Source organism: Acinetobacter calcoaceticus (assembly GCF_900520355.1).
In the GTDB taxonomy this organism is placed as follows: Bacteria; Pseudomonadota; Gammaproteobacteria; order Pseudomonadales; family Moraxellaceae; genus Acinetobacter; species Acinetobacter calcoaceticus_C.
Genome location: NZ_LS999521.1, coordinates 2,155,924 through 2,173,855, shown reverse-complemented (window position 1 = coordinate 2,173,855; position 17,932 = coordinate 2,155,924). Strand labels below are relative to the sequence as shown.

Genomic DNA, 17,932 nt, shown 5'->3' with positions numbered 1-17,932 from the left:
TTATGTTGTACGTCATTCATGAGTACATGACGTAAAATTTGGATACCTGAAGAAATCTTCAAGAATGTCGCGAGGACTTAAAAAATTATGATTTATTATATCGGGATTAATAGATAAAGTGGTGAAGGAATTTATTCTTTAAGTATTTTTTCTTAATATTTTGATCATTTGTTAAATTAATACTTTTTAAACTAATTGGGAAAAGGCCTTTATATTTACATCATAAAGGCCATTGTATGTGTTACCACATTAAATCATCAGGAATCACATAGGCTGCATAAGGATCTTCTTCATCTGTGGTCTGTTCATTGGACTCAGCATTGTTCAATAAAATAAAACCTTTCATCTTCTGATCAATTTTTTCAGCTAATGCTTTAGGTAGGTAAGCATATTGATTTTGATCTTTAGCAATGAGCAAACTGCCTGAAACAAGGGCATTGTATACTTGCTGAGAAATATATACCTTCTTGATCTTACCTTCATCAATAAATTGATAAACACTATCACCATCAGTATTTGAAATTTTATGATGTTTAATCATTTGAATGATTGATGCTTTGAGGGCTTTCTCCTCAAGTTGTTGTTGTTTTTCTAAGTTTAAAGCCTGATCTTTAGCTAACTTTTCTTGTTGAGCTTTTTCAATATTCGCTTTGATTTCAGGCTCATCACTTTGACCGATACGTTGTTCATGATGAGCTTGTTTTGTTAGTTTTTTTGCTTTTTTATTATCCACTAACCCAGCTTTTAATAACTGTGCTTGTAAGGCATTTTTAACCATGACTTAATCCTTATGTGAAGTTGAAGGGCTATAGAAGTAAACTACCCAGTAAGAAATACTTAAGACTAAGCTTAAAGTTGCTGGCAATAAAAATGCTTGTAACTTTAAATGTGGATGTACTAGCGCAGCGAGAATTCCACCCAGCAGAAAACCTGCAAAAATAAGTAAGTGTAAAACAATACGTCGGTTTTCTACCGGTAAGCCTCTAGCTTTATATCCCAGAGCTAAACCAATATCTGTTAAAACGCCAGATAGATGGGTAGTTCGAATAATGGTTCCTTTATAATGGCTCACCATTGCATTTTGTAGGCCCATTGCTGTACAAGCCCATAATAATCCATAGCGTGGAAAATAAGGAAGTAATAGCCAACAAAGAAAAATGAATAAAGCAACAAGGCTTAAAGGTAAGCCATAGCGACGACCTAGTCGAAAATGGCTGCTGCCTAAAATAAAACCACTATAAAATGAACCGCAAACATAACAAATAATTACCAGAAATAAGAAAATGATATGTTCTGGTTGCCACTCTACCAAACTCATAGCTAGCATACTAACGTTGCCAGTCATATGTGAAATAGATTGATGTAAAAGGGTAATTAACCCTAATACATTAATCATTCCGGCATTAAATGCCAGTAAAAAGGCCCCAAGTTGGAACCAGTTTGGTAGACGTTGAAATGGCATTTCGATTAGGAAGCTTGTTTGGAACGAATATCTACAGCTGCGGTAAATAAAACATCCGTAGAAGAGTTAAGCGCTGTTTCTGTAGAGTCTTGCAATACACTAATAATCATACCAATAGCCACGACTTGCATAGCAATTTCAGTTGAAACACCAAATAAACTACAAGCTACGGGAATAAGAAGTAAAGAACCACCAGCTACACCAGAAGCACCGCATGCTGAAACTGTAGCAACAACTGATAAAATAAGCATTGTTGCGAAATCAACATGAATTCCAAGTGTATGTACAGTGGCTAGCGTGAGTACAGTAATTGTCACTGCTGCGCCAGCCATATTTACTGTTGCACCTAATGGAATAGACACACTTGCCGTAGATGGATTAACACCTAAACGCTCTGCTAAATCTAAGTTAACTGGAATGTTGGCTGCTGAACTTCGTGTGAAGAAAGCAGTAATACCGCTTTCTTTTAAACATTTAAAAACTAAAGGATATGGATTACCACGGATAGTTAAGCCTACCAGAATAGGGTTGACTATGAGGGCAACAAATAGCATTGTCCCTAGTAATACGACTAATAAGTGTGCATAGCTCTCAAGTGTCGCAAGACCCGCATCAGCAAATGTTACAGCAACTAGACCGAAAATACCGACAGGTGCGAAAGCAATTACTTTATGAATAATAGCACTGACAGCATGTGCAACATCTTGCATTACTTGTTTTGTCGTATCTGAGCTATGGCGCATAGCTAAACCAAGGCCAATTGCCCAAGCTAAAATACCGATAAAGTTAGCTTCACTAATGGCTTGAACAGGGTTTGCAATAAAGCTTAAAAGCAAATTTTTTAATATATCTGCGAGACTACCAGGCGCTTGTAAATCATTATGTGAAATCGTATTGAGGAATAAGGTGCTTGGAAAAGATAAACTTGCAATAACAGCACTAAAAGCGGCTAATAGCATTCCTATTACATATAGAAGTAGAACTGGGCGTAAATTTGCACTATGACCCACTTGAAAGTTGGCAATAGAAGAAAGCACCAATACAAAAACTAAAATAGGGGCAACCGATTTTAAGGCTTTAATGAAAAGCTCACCAAATAAACTTAAGTAAGGCGTAACGTTCGGAAATAGTAATGCAACGCCTATTCCTAAAATAATGGCGATAATAATCTTAGTGACTAAGCTTAATCGAGAAAAGAATGCAAGCATATAAAGGCCTTATTAACCTAATCATGGCTAAAGGTTGAACAAGCGGAGTATTTTATACGTAAGTGATGTGAATCTTAAGCTTTTTTATACCAACTAGAGCTTTTTATAAGGGTTGGTAATATTAAAGTGTTGTTTTAATTTTATTTATTATTTAACTTTAATTTTTTCTATTGGAGGTTTTGCTTGTTAATTGTTCGTTAAGAAAACGAATTATATCAAAAAGCTATGAAAGTACCACGTGAACTACAAAGATATGAATTGATGCAACGGAAAACGGGGTAAATAAGACTTTGGAAAAGCTACGCGAATTTTCAAAACTTTGTGCTTATACTAAACTCTAAGCTTTCAAGCTGAAAAATCGCATATTTCAGGAAATTACTAATATTTTTATAAAATTATAATTTAAAGATATTATTTACTTGCACAGTACAGCTGGTGAAGCGTATTTAAAATTGAATGCATATTGTCATCCTTAATAGAATAAAAAATTTGCTTACCATCACGACGAGTTGATACAACATCACTTTTACGTAACATCATAAGCTGTTGTGAAAGAGTGGGCTGTGTAATTTGGGTCTTCTCTTCAATTTGTGAGACATTTAGCTCTTCATAAGCTAAATGACATAAAATTAATAAACGATCTGTATTAGCCAGAGATTTGAGAATTCCAACGACTGAATCAGCCGCATTTTTCATTTCTTCAATTTGGAGTCCATCTTTCATACTTTATACCTATATCAATATAGCGGGCATAGTATAGATTGATCTTAATGAAATGAATGTAGCAAAACTAATCAATCCAATTGTTTTTGTTGAAAAGCAATATAAGTGGAATTGATAAATAAGTGGTATTTTTAATTAAAAACAGTTGTTTGTATTTCTTTTGTGTTTAAAGTGTTGCATTGTGTTATAAGTTTAATTGTTAAGTATAAGTGAATTGAAATCAGCATGAAATAAGTGCTTTTCCACTCCAATAAATAGTTAAATCCAATTTATCTTTGAATGAAACATAAAAAATGATTGAGTTTTTATTTTTTAAATATATAATCTGTTTTGTACAGACAGGTCTGTATATTTTGGTTTAGTAAGATCGAAAAAAACGTCTAATTTTGAACCAAAATGACTTTCAGACGCAGCGTGATAGATAAGAAGAATATTAATATAAGAAGAAGAATGTCACGCTTTATTTTTTAAGCCGCTCTTTCAAAGTCGATTAACTTTTCAACTCGATTCCAATAATCATAAATTTTTATTGAACCATGCTCGACCTGAGCTTGAATGGTCATACCTTCCAATATATTAACGAGTAGTAAAGATAAAGGACCTGGTTCTTTTACATCATATTGGTTAAGAAGATTTTGCATGAGTTGAGTCAACCAAGCTTTATACAAAGTGGCAGGTTGATGTGTTGACGGATATTGTTTTAAAACTTCTTCCAAAGCTTTTTGAAACATACACCCATTAAAATCTTCACTATTAAACCAGTCGGAATACCATAAAAATACTGCTTTAATTCTCGCAAGAGGCTCTAACTCATCATGTTTTGATAAGGCAGAAGTAAGCGAGTTTTGTAAAAGCGTATTCCGTAGAAGTAGGCATTCTTCAATTAATTTTTCTTTCGATGGAAAATGCTTATAGAAAGTCATTTTTGCAACGCCAGATTCATTAATGATGCGATCTACACCTATAGAATTATAGCTATATGAGTTAAAAAGTCTTAATGCGGTGTTAATAATGTCATCTTTCTTCGACATATTTTTTAGCCTCTCACAAATGAATTGCTATTCGCTTGAACTGTGATCTGTATTAATGAGAATCTGGATCTTTAATTTTACAAGGTATTGTTTGTTATTGATAGAAAAAAGATATTATTTTTTTAAACGGTATCGTTTAAATTTTAAGGGAAAAGTAAGTAAGAGGTAGCTCATTTTGTTAATAATAAGGTGTTCTATTTTTAATTCTCGTTTCAAAATTTCTAAGCTTAATTACGCGTTATTTAAGGGTCGTAGATAAATTTAACGCTTAATAATGGAATATATATTTGAGTTCAGATGCTAGTTTAAAAAGTAGATTTTTCCACTTTCATGAAAAAATCTACTTTTATTAAGATGTTTACTCTGCTGGGGGTAAAAGCATCAAAATAGATTCATTTAATAAGTGAGCAACGTTTTTTAGTGTTCCATCATCATTAAATTGGCTGTCGAAAGGCAGGCTTTCTCCATTGGCAATCGCTTTTAATTTTTGCTCAAAAGACTCAGCTATAAATAGGGCTTCACCATTTCCCCAAAAGTTTAAGGTTCCGTTTTGTTCTGTATAAAGTAATCGAGAGGCTGGCTCTAACAGAATTTCGTACCCTTCGTGTAAAATTTCTTTTAAGTCATCGGCTTCGATTTCATCAGCTTCTGGAATATTATCTGGATATTTAGGTTCACTCATATAAGACATGATAGCGGCATCAAGTGCTGCTGAATCTTGTAATTGAGCTAAAACTAAATCTTTTAAGTGATTCAGTTCAGTTTCGTTAATTTCACCAATTTGACTCATCTGCTTACGTGCGATGTCTAAAACAGGATTTTGCAATAAAGTATTAGCTGAAAATTGATCACTAATACGTTCCATCATCCCAGCAACGTTTGGCATTCGAAAGCCAAATGAAAACGTTAGGCAATCATCTTCGGCCACGCCATAATGTGCCATTCCAGGTGGAACATATAGCAAATCACCAGGCGCTAAGACCTCGTCAAATTGCACGTCTATTTCTGGTAAAAGTTTTAATGGTTGATTAGGTACAAATGCAGTGTTTGCATCACACATTTGTCCTAATTGCCAACGTCTGTGTCCATGACCCTGAACTAGAAACACATCATAAAAATCAAAATGTTTTCCAACTGAACCGCCTTTAGATGCATAAGACACCATAATATCATCACGGCGCCATTGAGGAATAAATGGAAATTTTTTCCAAAGTTCAGAAAGATCAAAAGAGTAGTGGTCTACAGCTTGTACTAAAAGCGTCCACAGTTTTGGTAGCTTTTGAAAGTCACCCTTGGTTAAAGGTGAAGACTTGACGTGCCATTCATTTGGATTTCTATCTTTTTGACGAATGAGTCGGGCACTTGCATGTTCTTCCAAAGCAAGTTCCTGCACATCTTGGGGTTCTAAAAGACCTACAATTTCGGAAAGCCCATTGCGCACAAGTAAAGGTTTTTTCTGCCAATACTCTGCTAAAAATTGTTCGGCAGTAATACCGCCTAAAACTGCTAAAGGTTCTGTCATGGAAATAACCTATTTGTAAAAATAACTAAAATTAAGGAATTTGGAGATCTAGCTGCCTTAAAATATGGCAAAGTTGAATCATGGGTAAACCCATAAGAGTCGTTTGGTCTTGGCCTGTCATTTTCTCGAACAAACTAATTCCTAAACTTTCACACTTAAAGCTACCAGCACAATGGAGTGGTTGATCTAATGCAATATATCGTTCAATTTCGGCCTGATTTAAGGTTCGGAATTTAACTTGATAGTGTTCAACAAGCGTTTGCTCAAAATTCTTTTCAAGCCATTGCACACTGAGTGCAGTACTAAAAAATACAGTTCGACCAGAATTCTCTGCTAACTGAGCTTGGGCATTTTCAATAGTCATTGGTTTACCAATAAAGTCACTTGGGGTGTGTTCTCGCCATGCGACTTGATCGGAACCAATAACAACTGCATGTGGATTTTGTGCAGCAATCACTTGGGCTTTTGTGAAAGCCAATCTTTTCGCAAGTTCATCTGCATGGGCCTCATCCCGTGGACTTTCATCAATATCTGGACTAACACAGATATAGTCAATCCCTAAGCGATCCATTAAGGCTTTGCGTGTTTGACTGCTTGATGCCAAAATAATTTGTGGCTGTACCATTACACTGCAAATTCCATTAAAACATCTAAAGGCACATAGCTTAATACAGCTTGATGACATGCATGTATTTTGATGGGAGGGGCTTGACCCGCTTGATAAGCTTCTACCCAACGAGTAACACAGATACACCAGAAATCACCAGGCTTTAGACCAGGGAAATCTACTTCTGGTAAAGGGGTAATAAGATCATTACCAATTTTTTGTGAGAAATTTAAGAAATCGGAGGTCATTTGCGCACATACGGTATGCTGACCAAGGTCTGTTACTGCTGTGTGGCAAAAGCCATTTCTAAAATAGCCAGTAATAGGGTCGAAACAACAGCTTGCTAAAGGTTCCCCTAAAACATTTAAACGATTGATTTGTGGATCTGGATGAATAGACATAATGGACGAAATATCAAATGACTATCTCTATCATAATCAAAACTGGGGCTTTCTACAGCTTTTATGCAAAAAAACTAACCTTTTTTGATGTAATCATTTAAAATTGGCGCGTTTTTAAAATCATAAAGAGAGCTTTACATGAATTTTCAGCGCATGACTGACCTTAACTTAACAGGTAAACGTGTTCTTATTCGTGAAGATTTAAACGTTCCTGTCAAAAATGGTGTGATTACTAGCGATGCTCGTTTGCGCGCGGCATTACCAACTATTAAAGCTGCTTTAGAAAAAGGTGCAGCTGTGATGGTGTTTTCGCATCTGGGTCGTCCTGTTGAAGGTGAACCAAAGCCAGAACAATCACTTGCACCAGTAGCTGCTTATTTAACAGAAGTATTGGGCCAAGAAGTTAAATTGTTAACAGACTACCTAGATGGCGTAGAAGTTGAAGCTGGTCAAGTTGTATTGCTTGAGAATGTGCGCTTTAACCATGGTGAAAAGAAAAATAATCCAGACCTTGCTCAAAAATATGCAGCACTATGTGATGTCTTCGTTATGGATGCATTTGGTACTGCTCACCGTGCAGAAGCATCTACTGAAGGTGTAGCTCGTTTTGCTCCTGTTGCAGCAGCTGGTCCTTTATTGGCTGCCGAATTAGATGCATTAGGCCGTGCAATGCAAACTCCTGAAAAGCCTATGGTTGCAATTGTTGCTGGTTCTAAAGTTTCAACTAAACTTGATGTTCTAAACTCACTTTCTACTATTTGTGATCAACTAATTGTTGGTGGCGGTATTGCAAATACATTCTTGGCAGCTGCTGGTTTCAATGTTGGTAAATCATTATACGAAGCTGACTTGGTTGAAACTGCAAAACAAATTGCTGCGAAAGTAAGTGTTCCACTTCCTACAGATGTAGTAGTTGCCGATGCATCACAAATTAATTTTGAAGATTTCTTGGGCTCTTTGGCAGCAGCTGAAGCAGTTGTGAAGAAAGTAGAAGATGTAACATCAAACGATATGATTTTAGATGTTGGTCCGGAAACAGCTAAAGCATTTGCAAATATTTTAACAACATCAAAAACGATTCTTTGGAATGGTCCTGTAGGCGTATTTGAAGTTGATCAATTTGGTGAAGGTACTAAAGCACTTTCTCTTGCAGTTGCACAATCTGCTGGTTTCTCGATCGCTGGTGGTGGAGATACTTTAGCTGCGATTGATAAATATAACGTTGCTGATCAAATTGGTTATATTTCTACAGGTGGTGGTGCTTTCCTTGAGTTTGTTGAAGGGAAGACTTTGCCAGCGGTGGCTGTTTTACTTGAGCGTGCTTAATACTGTTATCTAAAAATAAGAAGGGATTGGGTTACCAGTCCCTTTTTCATGGATAGGTCATAAAACTGTCATATATCTGCAATAAAATAGCGAGCATTAAATCACCAACTGTGGACAATAGTGATGAATTTAAAGCTTACATTTGCTGCTCTGTTAATTGTACCGATGATGTTGACTGCTTGTGCTAAGAAAGACGAAGCATCTCAGGCTGGACAGGAATCGGCAGCTTCTACTGCTGTTTCTGAAAAAGTAACACCTGAGCAACAAGCAGCAATTGATGCGATTGACAAGCCAGTTTTAGATGAAAAGAATACCGATGTGGTTGAAGGTAGTGCACCAAGTGAGGCTGCTGCTTCAGAAACACATTAATTTGTTGTTTTTTGTTAAAAAATCCCTGCATATGCGGGGATTTTTTTTGAAATACTGTGATTTGTTGCTGAATTGAAATAAATGAAAGGGTAGAATAACCCGCACTACCTGGGAGGATATTATGGCACTCATTTCAATGCGCCAGCTCTTGGATCACGCTGCTGAACATAACTACGGCGTACCAGCATTTAACGTAAATAACTTAGAACAAATGCGTGCAATCATGCTTGCCGCGGATGCAACCAATTCACCTGTAATTGTTCAAGCATCAGCTGGAGCTCGCAAATATGCAGGCGCTCCATTCTTACGCCATCTTATTTTGGCTGCAATTGAAGAATGGCCACATATTCCAGTGGTAATGCACCAAGACCATGGTACAAGCCCTGATATCTGTCAGCGTTCAATTCAGCTTGGCTTTAGCTCAGTGATGATGGACGGTTCATTAGGTGTAGATGGTAAAACTCCTACATCTTACGAATACAATGTTGATGTGACTCGTAACGTTGTTGCTTTAGCACATGCATGTGGTGTTTCTGTCGAAGGTGAAATTGGCTGTTTAGGTAGCCTTGAAACTGGGATGGCAGGTGAAGAAGATGGCGTAGGTGCTGAAGGTGTACTTGACCATTCTCAACTTCTAACTTCTGTTGAAGAAGCGACTCAGTTCGTTGCTGATACAAATGTTGATGCACTAGCAATTGCAGTAGGTACTTCACACGGTGCGTATAAGTTTACGCGTCCACCTACAGGCGATATTCTGGCAATTGACCGCATTAAAGAAATTCATGCGGCATTACCAAATACTCACCTTGTAATGCATGGTTCGAGTTCTGTTCCGCAAGAATGGTTAAAGGTAATCAATGAGTTCGGCGGTAATATCGGCGAAACTTATGGTGTACCTGTTGAGCAACTTGTAGAAGCAATCAAACACGGTGTACGTAAAATCAACATTGATACTGATTTACGCTTAGCTTCAACTGGTGCTATTCGTCAGTTTATGGCGGAGAATCCATCTGAGTTTGATCCACGCAAATACTTTGCTAAAACAGTTGATACAATGAAGCAAATTTGTATCGATCGTTATGAAGCATTTGGTACAGCTGGAAATGCTGACAAGATCCGTCCAATTTCTTTAGAGAAAATGGTTGATCGTTATAAATAATTCCCGTTAGGGTTTAATTTATATAAACCGGTTATTTATATAACCGGTTTTTTATTAAGTAAATTTTATTCATAAAAAAACCTGCGATAAACACAGGTTTTAATGAAGGGAAAAAGACTTATTTTTGTAAGTTCTTTTTGTCTAGACTAGGATCTTTGATTTCTACATATGCATTTGCACGCACTTCGCGTAACCAGCTATCGATTTCAGTGTTAAATTGGCGTTCACCTAAAATTTGACGTGCCATACGCTCTTGATATTCGTGAGTCATATCTTTTTCACGTTTTTCAGTTACTTGCAAGATATGCCAACCAAATTGAGTCTGGAATGGTTCGCTGATTTCACCTACAGGAATTTCCTGCATTTTTTTGTCAAATTCAGGCACCATCATGCCCGGAGTTACCCAGCCTAAGCTGCCGCCATCACGTGCCGAACCCGTATCATTTGAATAAGTAGCCGCAAGTGTTGCAAAATCATCACGAGCTTTTAAGCGTTTATAGATGTTATCGATAATTTGCTTGGCATTTTCAATGCTAACCACTTCTGAAGGTTGAATCAGAATGTGGCGAGTTTGAAATTGAGGTACTAATGCTTTTTGCTCATTTTGTTTACGTTCAATAAGCTTTAAAACATGTACACCATCACGTACTGAAATTAAGTCAGTCGTTTGGCCTTCTTGTAATGGAGTAATACGTGCTGCCAGTTCGGCGGGAATGTCTGAAAGTGGGCGGAATCCCATGTCAGCACCATCAACTTTTGCATTTGCAGTTGAAAGTTTTTTCAATGCGTTTATATCATTACTTTGCGCAAGTTTTGAACGTACTTCTTGAGCTACAGATTGAACTTCCTGTGGATTATCACCAGTAATACGCATATGTATTACATGTGCTTGGTTTCCTAGAGCAGCCTGTCCCTGAGGTGATTTCAAGAAGTTTTCTACATCTTGATCACTAATTTTAATACGAGACATGACTTGTTGTTGGCGCAAACGGCTAATTGCTAAATCTTCAGCGATTCGACCACGTAAACTCTCGTAAGTCCCTGGTGCCATAGCATCTAACTTTTGCTGGAAGGCTTCTAAGCTCTTAGTTCCAGATTGACTTGCTACTTTTAATACGGCTTCATTTAAGCTTTTTTCATCAGGTTTAATGCCATATTTTTTAACTTGCTCAAGTTGTGCCTGACGCAAGATTAATTGATCTAACACTTGAAATTGTAAATATTGCTGAGGTGGAACTTCTTTTTTTTGTGCTTGTAGTTCGTGAGCGGCTTCAGTCATCCCTTGTTGAAGATCGCTTTTTAAAATTACGCTATTGTCCACAATTGCCACAACTTCATCAGCGGGTTGGGCAAAACTATGCATTGATGAAGAGATTAGGGCAGCAAGGGTAGTTGCTTTAAAAAACTGTTTAAGATGCTTTGTCTTCATTAACGTTGTGTCCAAGATTGATTAATTTTGTTAAAACCTAAAACGCGATTTTCAAGTAAAGACGCGAGTTTATTGTTTAAACCACCTAAACCTTTTAGTGTAATTTCGGCCATAATGGCGCGTTTTTCACTAACATCTGGAGATTTTGGATCATCTAGGTCGTTGTAGTATGAGCGGCCATAGACTGAAATACCCCAGCAACATGATTCATAGTTAACGCCTAATAAAAGTTCACGCGCAACATCGTTATCCATGTCGTATTGTACGTGGCCCATAATACGCCAATTGTCTTTAATTGGTTGTATAAACGATGCAACAACCTGATCGTAAGTATCTTGACGTCCTGCAATATCTTTGCGATAGAAATAGCCTAAGTTATAAAGATTTCCTTTATCTCCAGTATAATAAACTTGGAAATCGCGCTGAGCGTTATCACCATTAGACATCCATGCTGAGTTGGCTGCGATAGTGAAGTTTTGGTTTAACTGGCTTGTTAAACTTACAACTGGTCCAGTATTACGTTCGGTATCAATCTCATCTTGTGGCTTTAATGTCACACGACGATCTTCAAAATAATAACTTTGACCTACACTTGCACGTAAACGTTCTAAGCCTACTGTGTCAAAGAGGCTATAACTTACGCCAAGTGATAGAAAGTTGTTGTCTTCAAGGCGGTCATGTCCGTAGAAGCGGTAAGGGTTAAATAATTGATCATAACTTACTGATGCTGAAGTTGAGTCAAAGTTTGGATAGCTGTCTTGGTTTTTGTATGGAGCATATGCATAAAATGCTCGAGGAGTAAGTGTTTGTAAATACTTGCCCTCACGTTCAAAATTCAGTCCAGTGTCCAATGTAAATTGAGGTACAACGACTGATTTATTTTCAGAACCGCCATCTAACCCTTGAGATGCGATACTGTCCTTATCATAGAATGTTTGAATAGAACGTACGGAAACTTCAGGTATTACGAATGCTGCTGGTGTGCGGTAGTTGTAGCGCGTTGCAAACTGGTTGTAGATACGTGTACCACTACTTTCCTGAGCAGAATCATCAGTAATTGATTTCTTGAAGTATGCAGTATCGTTATTGAATTCGTATTGTAAGCCTAATGGATTACCAGTCACATAATTCAATAAGAATTGCGGTAAACGTGCATAAGGTTTATCTGCATCTGCAATTTCTGGATCAAGTGTCTGGAAATCTTCGACTTTAAGCTGAGCTTTTAAACCCGGAATGCCGTGTTGATAGTTGAGTTCCCATGCTCTACGTAAGTTTAGGTCTGTTTTAGAGTTGGGGCTGCTATCTAAATCTGAGAAATAGTCTTTATCTGAAGCATAGTTGTATTCTAGATTGGTTGACCATTGATCATTGATTTCCCAGTTATGTAAAAAATGGAAATCTTTACGATCTTTATCATTGTAGCCTTTGTCTGATGGTAAGAAACCACCCCACATTTCACCGGCACCAAAGCCATCAGTTAAATATCGAAAATCGCCCTTTAACATTGCACCACGGTCTGCTAGATAACGCGGAGTAAGGGTGAGATCATAGTTAGGCGCAAGGTTTAAATAAACTGGAACAGAAAGCTCAACACCACCATCGTTTGAGAAACCAAACTGTGGGTTGAGAATACCAGTGGTACGACGGTCATCAATCGGGAAGTTAAAATAGGGAACTGCTAGAACTGGAACATCTTTAACGTAGAGTTTTGTTCCACGAGTTACACCACGTCCAGTTTCCTGGTTCAACTCAATTTTATTAGCCTGAATTTTCCAACCCGGTTTTTGGCCAGGTGGGCAGGTCGTGTACGTTGCATCATTAAGCACCATGACATTTGGAGAAGTTCTTTCGATTTTTCCTGCATGACCATGGGCATGTTGCTGTTCAGAAATATAAAAACTATTGTCTAAATCACCGGTTTGGGTTTTTAGGTTGTAATTAATTTCATCACTTTGTGAAAGCAATCCACCTTGAGCTAATTGTACTCGGCCCTGTGCATGTGCAATGGTTTGAGTTTTATCAATCGTAACTTTATCGGCACGAACTGTGCGCCCTTCCTGATCAATAACGACGTCGCCTTCTAAAACAGAGTCACCGGCAGGATTATAATGTCCATAATTAGCCGTAACGACCGAAGTCGTCTTATCTGCATCTAGGGCTTTGGTCTCTGGGTTAATCGGTGTAACCCATGTACCCTGGCAAAATGCCGAGCTTAAATATTTATTATCACGAAGCTGTGCTTCAGGTGCAGATTTATCAACATAATACTGTTGAAAGAACTCTTGACCCGGGTAGGCTTCTTTGATGTTCGCTTTAAGTTGATTATTGTCTATATTGGAGACAACATCAGCTGACTCAGCATAACTTGATTGTATGGAGCCACATAAGAGCGTAAAAATAGCTGTCGCTAAAGGATTAAATTTAAACTGATGCTTCATTGTCTCATTAACCAAGTATGCTAATTCACAATTAATTATTGTCGCATCATAGAGAAAAAGTTTATAAGTGGCTACACTTAACCCTTCAAAAATCTCAGCTTGTTTTAGATTTTATTGCAAATGAATACACAACGTGAACAATTGATATATACATGGCTTACATCTGTTCTTGAAAATGATCAATTTAAGATCGCTTTTTTAGCAGGTGATGCAAGCTTCCGCCGTTATGCGCGTATCCAGTTACAAAATAAAACGTATATGCTCATGGATGCCCCTCCAGAAAAAGAAGACTGTGTTCCGTTTGTGACCATTGACGAATTTTTTGCAGGCCATGGTGTACGCGTCCCTCAGATCGTCGCGAAAGATTTAGCTCAAGGTTTTCTGTTATTGGAAGATTTTGGTGATGTGCTGTTGTCGACATTATTAAATGAGGAAACAGTCGATAAATATTATGAGCAAAGCTTTAAACAGCTGATTCATTTGCAGTCTGTGAATGGTCAGGAGCAGTTTCCTGCATATTCCTATGAAAAATTGTTAATTGAAATGAAGCTGTTGACTGACTGGATGCTGCCATCTTTGCAGATTACTCCGAGTGTGGAACAGCAACAGGTGATTGATGATGCTTTCGATCTATTGGCAAGAACTGCATTGGCTCAGCCGCAAGTGATTGTACATCGTGATTTTCACAGTCGTAATTTGATGAAAATTGCAGATGAACCAGAGCTTGGTGTGATTGATTTTCAGGATGCCGTGATTGGTGCTGATACTTATGACTTAATCTCGATTACTCGCGATGCATATGTTCAGTGGAATGCAGAGCGTGTTTACCAATGGTTTAGATTCTTTTATGACTTATTACCTGAGTCTGCCAAACAGAACCGTAGTTTTGAACAGTTCAAACGTGATGCAGATTTAATGGCTATTCAGCGCCATATTAAAATTCTGGGCATTTTTGTGCGTCTGTTTGAACGCGATGGTAAATCAGGGTATTTAAAGGATTTACCACGTGTAATGTGGTATTTACTTGAAGAAAGCCGCGGTTATGCTGAGCTTGATGAGTTTATGTTATTTATAAATAACATAGTCATGCCAAAGTTTATCGAGAAATATGGTAACTACGAGGTAGCAGCATAATGAAGGCAATGATACTTGCTGCTGGCTTGGGTAATCGTATGCGCCCACTCACGCTATATACACCAAAGCCTCTGCTTGAGGTAGGCGGTAAGCCGCTTATTGTGTGGCATATTGAAAAACTTAAGAAAATTGGTGTGACCGAAATAGTCATCAATTCTGCATGGTTGGCTGATAAGCTCATCAGTAGCTTAGGGGATGGTTCTCAATTTGGCGTGGATATCCGTTGGACACGAGAGGATGAAGGTCTAGAAACAGCTGGTGGAATTATTAATGCTTTGCCACTGCTTGGAACAGATCCGTTTATTCTGGTGAATGGAGATGTATGGACCACGATGGATTTTGAAGCTCTATGTCAAATTAAGCTAAATGATGATTTAGCACATCTTGTGTTGGTTGATAATCCTAAACAGCATCCTGAAGGCGACTTTACATTGTTCGATGGACGCATTTTTACATTCGATCAAGATGTGATGGGTGAGAACCTCACTTTTAGTGGCGTGTCTGTTATTCATCCTAAGCTTTTTGATGGATTGGAATCTGGTAAGCGTCCTTTAGCCCCACTGTTGAAGCAAGCGATGCAGAACCAAAAAATATCTGGTGAAAAACTTAAAGGTGCATGGGTAGATGTGGGGACGCCTGAGCGTTTAATGGAGCTAGATTTGCAAATTCGTGAAGGCTTCTACGATTAAGTGCGTAATCCCTAATCGTTAACTAGTGTTCCACGATGCATAAATGGGTATACTTTGTTTTAAATTTCACTTAGATGTTATCTGTTTATGCATCCGTTTTTTCAAGAGTTACAACAGGGTAGTCAAAAATTAGGTTTATCGCTTAGCGATGAAGCTTTGGTATTATTGTTAAAGTATCAAGATGCTTTGGTACTTTGGAATAAAGCATATAATCTGACAGCAATTCGTGATCCGAAAGAAATGTTAGTGAAGCATTTGTTGGATAGTCTAAGTATTTTGAAAGATTTGCCTGAAGGTAGACTGCTTGATGTTGGTACAGGTGGTGGTATGCCTGGCATGATTATTGCGCTTTGTCAGCCTCAACGCCAATGTGTTCTTTTAGATTCTAATGGTAAAAAAATTCGTTTTTTGAAGCAATTTATTGCTGATCTTAAATTGAGCAACGTTGTGGCAGTACAAACACGCGTTGAGAATCAAGATACAATTGATGAGCTTGGCCAGTTTGATGTCATAACAAGTCGAGCTTTTGCTTCTTTAACGGACTTTGTGGATGCAGCTCAGCCATACCTTCATCAGAGCAGTATAATTGCAGCGATGAAAGGTGTAGTGCCAGTTGAGGAAATTGAGCAGCTCAAGCAGGACTTTTCATGTAAAGTAATTGAACTGCGCGTACCAAGACTTGATGAACAACGTCATTTACTTTTACTTCAACGTATCTAAATAAAAAGTATTAAGGTTACCATGGCTCAAATTATTGCGATTGCAAACCAAAAGGGTGGTGTTGGTAAAACAACGACTGCAGTAAATCTTGCAGCGTCTCTAGCTGTATTAAAGAAACGTGTATTACTTGTAGATATGGACTCACAAGGTAATGCTACGATGGGGTCTGGTATTCAAAAGAACGATCTTTTGTATTCAATTACAGATGTTCTTCTTGGCGAAGTTCCAATTGAAACAGCCATTCAAAAAGCAGAAGTTGGATATAAAGTTCTAGGCTCTAACCGTGAGCTTTCAGGTGTAGAGCTCGCTATCGCAGAGCAAGAAGGTCGTGAATTCATTCTAAAGAATGCTTTGAATGAAATCAGAAACTCATTTGACTATATCATTGTGGATTGTGCTCCAAGCTTGAGTTTGATTACCGTCAATGCTTTGGCAGCTGTAGATAGTGTAATTATTCCAATGCAATGTGAATATTATGCGCTAGAGGGTCTAGCTGATTTAACTCAGACCATTGATCGCATTCAAAAGGCACTCAATCCTGATTTAGAAATTATTGGTGTATTACGTACGATGTACGATGCACGTAATGCTTTAACACGTGATGTTTCTGCAGAGTTAGAGCAATATTTCGGCAAAAAACTTTATGATACTGTGGTTCCACGTAACGTGCGTTTAGCAGAAGCGCCAGCACATGGCTTACCTGTTATCTATTTTGAAAAAAGTTCTAAAGGTGCGGTTGCATACTTAAATCTTGCAGCTGAGATGTTAAAGAGAAGTAAAGTGAAGAAAGGAAGTAAAGTATGAGCATCAAAAAACGCGGATTGGCTAAAGGGCGTGGTTTAGATGCATTACTTGGTTCAATTCAAAAAGAAAAATTACAACTCGAAGCACAGGCGTTAGACCACGGACAATTAAAGCAAGTTGATGTGAATTTACTGAAACGTGGTGAATATCAACCACGTCGTTTTATTCATGAGCATGATTTACAAGAGTTGGCGTCTTCCATTGAAAAACATGGGGTGATGCAACCTATTGTCATCCGTCCAGTTGATGATGAAACTCATCCATATGAAATCATTGCGGGTGAACGTCGTTGGCGTGCAGCACAACTTGCGGGTTTAACTGAAATTCCTGCAATTATTCGTGATTTAAATGATCAGGTTGCAATTGCATTAGCGTTAATTGAAAACATTCAGCGTCAAGATTTAAATCCGATTGATCAGGCAATGGCTCTACAGCGCTTTCATGATGAATTTGGTTTAAGTCATCAGGAAATTGCTGACACAGTAGGCAAAGCGCGTACTACTGTCAGTAATTTATTGCGTTTATTGAGTTTAGCTGATGACATTAAAGATTTTATGCAGCAAGGCCAGCTTGATATGGGCCATGCTCGAGCAATTTTGACATTGAAAGGTAAAGATCAATTAGAAGTTGCTAAAATTGTAATTGAGAAAGGATTGTCAGTTCGTCAAACAGAGCAATTGGTGCGTGATAGAAGTGAGCCTAAGCAGGAGAAGGAAAAAGCGCCTGTAGCACCAGATATTGAGCAATTGACACAAAAACTATCAGAGCGTTTTGGCGCTAATGTAAAAATTGATCATAACCAAAAAGGTAAGGGTAAACTGGTTATTCATTATCATACCTTGGATGAGTTAGATGGCATTTTAAATATTTGTTTGCCAGAATAATTTGCAGTTGGGTCATGTATTTCTAA

At 37.8% G+C, this 17,932-nt stretch carries 18 protein-coding genes; 8 read left to right on the top strand and 10 right to left on the bottom strand.

Annotation, left to right across the window (positions count from 1 at the left end; translation table 11 throughout):
* Positions 1 to 241: 241 nt before the first annotated feature.
* The 8 genes from AC2117_RS10400 to AC2117_RS10365 all read right to left on the bottom strand — a co-directional run bounded on the left by AC2117_RS10400 (position 242) and on the right by AC2117_RS10365 (position 6,954).
* Positions 242 to 778, bottom strand: a complete 537-nt coding sequence (locus tag AC2117_RS10400; protein WP_075431380.1) for a DUF2058 domain-containing protein — start codon at positions 776 to 778, stop codon at positions 242 to 244.
* A gap of 3 nt (positions 779 to 781) precedes the next feature.
* Positions 782 to 1,462: a YoaK family protein gene (locus AC2117_RS10395; protein ID WP_133973893.1), complete on the bottom strand. Its 681-nt coding sequence runs from the start codon at positions 1,460 to 1,462 to the stop codon at positions 782 to 784.
* Between the two features lie 5 nt (positions 1,463 to 1,467).
* Positions 1,468 to 2,670: a serine/threonine transporter SstT gene (gene sstT, locus AC2117_RS10390; RefSeq protein ID WP_133973891.1), complete on the bottom strand. Its 1,203-nt coding sequence runs from the start codon at positions 2,668 to 2,670 to the stop codon at positions 1,468 to 1,470.
* A gap of 411 nt (positions 2,671 to 3,081) precedes the next feature.
* Positions 3,082 to 3,393, bottom strand: coding sequence for an ArsR/SmtB family transcription factor (locus AC2117_RS10385; protein WP_002121379.1), 312 nt, complete (start codon positions 3,391 to 3,393; stop codon positions 3,082 to 3,084).
* A gap of 467 nt (positions 3,394 to 3,860) precedes the next feature.
* Positions 3,861 to 4,424, bottom strand: coding sequence for a TetR/AcrR family transcriptional regulator (locus AC2117_RS10380; RefSeq protein WP_042896539.1), 564 nt, complete (start codon positions 4,422 to 4,424; stop codon positions 3,861 to 3,863).
* A 358-nt stretch (positions 4,425 to 4,782) separates the two neighbouring features.
* The gene (locus AC2117_RS10375; RefSeq protein WP_133973889.1) at positions 4,783 to 5,946 is read right to left on the bottom strand and encodes a cupin domain-containing protein; all 1,164 of its coding nucleotides are present in this window, start codon (positions 5,944 to 5,946) and stop codon (positions 4,783 to 4,785) included.
* Between the two features lie 31 nt (positions 5,947 to 5,977).
* Positions 5,978 to 6,571: a Maf family protein gene (locus AC2117_RS10370; protein ID WP_133973887.1), complete on the bottom strand. Its 594-nt coding sequence runs from the start codon at positions 6,569 to 6,571 to the stop codon at positions 5,978 to 5,980.
* Positions 6,571 to 6,954, bottom strand: coding sequence for a DUF2237 family protein (locus tag AC2117_RS10365; RefSeq protein WP_003651438.1), 384 nt, complete (start codon positions 6,952 to 6,954; stop codon positions 6,571 to 6,573). Before AC2117_RS10365 ends, AC2117_RS10370 begins: the two co-directional genes overlap by 1 nt.
* 138 nt (positions 6,955 to 7,092) lie before the next feature.
* On the opposite strand from AC2117_RS10365, the gene AC2117_RS10360 reads away from it, so the two are divergent.
* The 3 genes from AC2117_RS10360 to fba all read left to right on the top strand — a co-directional run bounded on the left by AC2117_RS10360 (position 7,093) and on the right by fba (position 9,808).
* Entirely contained in the window at positions 7,093 to 8,280 is a 1,188-nt protein-coding gene (locus AC2117_RS10360; RefSeq protein WP_133973885.1) for a phosphoglycerate kinase, read from the top strand.
* Between the two features lie 123 nt (positions 8,281 to 8,403).
* Positions 8,404 to 8,649, top strand: a complete 246-nt coding sequence (locus AC2117_RS10355) for a hypothetical protein (protein WP_005041128.1) — start codon at positions 8,404 to 8,406, stop codon at positions 8,647 to 8,649.
* Positions 8,650 to 8,770: 121 nt separating this feature from the next.
* Positions 8,771 to 9,808, top strand: a complete 1,038-nt coding sequence (fba, locus tag AC2117_RS10350) for a class II fructose-bisphosphate aldolase (RefSeq protein WP_003651441.1) — start codon at positions 8,771 to 8,773, stop codon at positions 9,806 to 9,808.
* Between the two features lie 118 nt (positions 9,809 to 9,926).
* Here fba and AC2117_RS10345 read toward each other — a convergent pair whose 3' ends face one another.
* Entirely contained in the window at positions 9,927 to 11,237 is a 1,311-nt protein-coding gene (locus AC2117_RS10345) for a peptidylprolyl isomerase (RefSeq protein ID WP_133973883.1), read from the bottom strand.
* The gene (locus tag AC2117_RS10340) at positions 11,237 to 13,675 is read right to left on the bottom strand and encodes an LPS-assembly protein LptD (RefSeq protein WP_133973881.1); all 2,439 of its coding nucleotides are present in this window, start codon (positions 13,673 to 13,675) and stop codon (positions 11,237 to 11,239) included. Before AC2117_RS10340 ends, AC2117_RS10345 begins: the two co-directional genes overlap by 1 nt.
* Positions 13,676 to 13,795: 120 nt before the next feature.
* Here AC2117_RS10340 and AC2117_RS10335 point away from each other — a divergent pair, with 120 nt between their 5' ends.
* From AC2117_RS10335 to AC2117_RS10315, 5 genes are all read left to right on the top strand, one after another.
* Positions 13,796 to 14,809: an aminoglycoside phosphotransferase family protein gene (locus tag AC2117_RS10335; protein ID WP_133973879.1), complete on the top strand. Its 1,014-nt coding sequence runs from the start codon at positions 13,796 to 13,798 to the stop codon at positions 14,807 to 14,809.
* Positions 14,809 to 15,498, top strand: a complete 690-nt coding sequence (murU, locus tag AC2117_RS10330) for an N-acetylmuramate alpha-1-phosphate uridylyltransferase MurU (protein WP_133973877.1) — start codon at positions 14,809 to 14,811, stop codon at positions 15,496 to 15,498. Before AC2117_RS10335 ends, murU begins: the two co-directional genes overlap by 1 nt.
* 87 nt (positions 15,499 to 15,585) lie before the next feature.
* The gene (rsmG, locus tag AC2117_RS10325) at positions 15,586 to 16,218 is read left to right on the top strand and encodes a 16S rRNA (guanine(527)-N(7))-methyltransferase RsmG (protein WP_133973875.1); all 633 of its coding nucleotides are present in this window, start codon (positions 15,586 to 15,588) and stop codon (positions 16,216 to 16,218) included.
* Positions 16,219 to 16,239: 21 nt separating this feature from the next.
* Positions 16,240 to 17,022: a ParA family protein gene (locus tag AC2117_RS10320; RefSeq protein WP_003651453.1), complete on the top strand. Its 783-nt coding sequence runs from the start codon at positions 16,240 to 16,242 to the stop codon at positions 17,020 to 17,022.
* Positions 17,019 to 17,906, top strand: a complete 888-nt coding sequence (locus AC2117_RS10315; protein ID WP_075431381.1) for a ParB/RepB/Spo0J family partition protein — start codon at positions 17,019 to 17,021, stop codon at positions 17,904 to 17,906. Before AC2117_RS10320 ends, AC2117_RS10315 begins: the two co-directional genes overlap by 4 nt.
* The last annotated feature ends 26 nt before the right edge of the window (positions 17,907 to 17,932 follow it).